Here is a 1565-nt window from a genome sequence, read left to right as displayed (position 1 = left end):
GACGGCAGCTCCGACCTGGACACCGAGCACCTCCTGTGGGCCGCGACCAAGGTCGACCCGTCCCGGCGGCTGCTCGCGCAGGCCGGCGTCGACCCCGACGCGCTCGCCGCCGAGCTGGACAAGGTGCTGCCGGGGGAGTCCGGCGAGCCGTCCGCCGACCCCGGGCTCACCCCGGCGGCCAAGCGCACGCTCGCCGACGCCTACGCCCGCTCCCAGCAGGCCGGGGTCTCCTACATCGGACCCGAGCACATCCTCGCGGCCCTGCTCGGCGACCCCGACACGGGTGCGGCCAGGATGATGCGGGCCGACGGCCTCAACCCCAAGAGCCTCGCGGGCCTCACCGAGCAGCAGCCCTCCCGCGGCGACGGCCAGGCGGCCGCCGGGTCCGGGCAGCCTGCCTCGACCCTCGACGAGTACGGGCGCGACCTCACCGAGGAGGCCAAGGCGGGCCGCCTCGACCCCGTCGTCGGACGCGCCGAGGAGATCGAGCAGACGGTCGAGATCCTCTCCCGCCGCTCGAAGAACAACCCGGTGCTGATCGGCGAGCCCGGCGTCGGCAAGACAGCCATCGTCGAGGGCCTCGCGCAGCGCATCGTCGCAGGTGAGGTCCCCGAGACCCTGAAGGGCAAGCGCGTCGTCTCGCTCGACCTGTCCGGCATGGTCGCCGGCGCGCAGTACCGCGGCCAGTTCGAGGAGCGGCTGAAGAAGGTCATCGAGGACGTCCAGAACGCGGGCGGCGACATCATCCTGTTCATCGACGAACTTCACACCGTGGTCGGCGCGGGCGCCGCGGGGGAGGGCGCCATGGACGCGGGCAACATGCTCAAGCCCGCCCTCGCCCGCGGAGAGCTGCACGTCGTCGGCGCGACCACGATCGACGAGTACCGCAAGCACATCGAGAAGGACGCCGCCCTCGAACGCCGCTTCCAGCCCGTGCTGATCCCCGAGCCCTCCGTCGAGGAGACCGTCCAGATCCTGGAGGGGCTGCGGGACGCGTACGAGGCGCATCACCGGGTCCGGTTCGCCGACGGGGCGCTGGCCGCCGCGGCCGAGCTCTCCGACCGCTACATCAGCGACCGCTTCCTGCCCGACAAGGCCATCGACCTCATGGACCAGGCGGGCGCCCGGGTCAGGCTGCGCAGCGCGAGCCGGTCGACCGAGATCGTGGGCCGCGAGGACCGGATCGCCCGACTGTCCCGGGAGAAGGACCAGGCGATCGCCGCCGAGGACTACGACCGGGCCTCCGCGCTCAAACGGGAGATCGCCGAGGTCGAGGGCGAGCTCGCCGGGATCGAGGAGCGCCGCGAGGGCGTCGTCTCCGTCACGGCGTCCGACATCGCCGACATCGTGTCGCGGCGCACCGGCATCCCGGTCTCGCAGCTCACCGCGTCGGAGAAGGAGAAGCTGCTCCGGCTCGAGGACGAGATGCACGACCGGATCGTGGGCCAGGACGAGGCGGTCACGGCCGTCTCGGAGGCCGTCCGCCGCAACCGCGCGGGCATGGGCGACCCGAACCGCCCGGTCGGCTCCTTCCTCTTCCTCGGCCCGACCGGCGTCGGCAAGAC

General features: G+C 72.9%; 1 protein-coding gene. It reads left to right on the top strand.

From position 1 onward, the window contains the following. A partial coding sequence (locus tag GTW43_RS06955; RefSeq protein WP_161300740.1) for an ATP-dependent Clp protease ATP-binding subunit occupies window positions 1–1565 on the top strand: 1565 nt, incomplete at both ends.

This window comes from Streptomyces sp. SID5785, from assembly GCF_009870065.1.
Taxonomy (GTDB): Bacteria; Actinomycetota; Actinomycetes; order Streptomycetales; family Streptomycetaceae; genus Streptomyces.
Note: the sequence above shows the minus strand (reverse complement) of the source record. Positions and strands in the feature narration are given on the sequence as shown.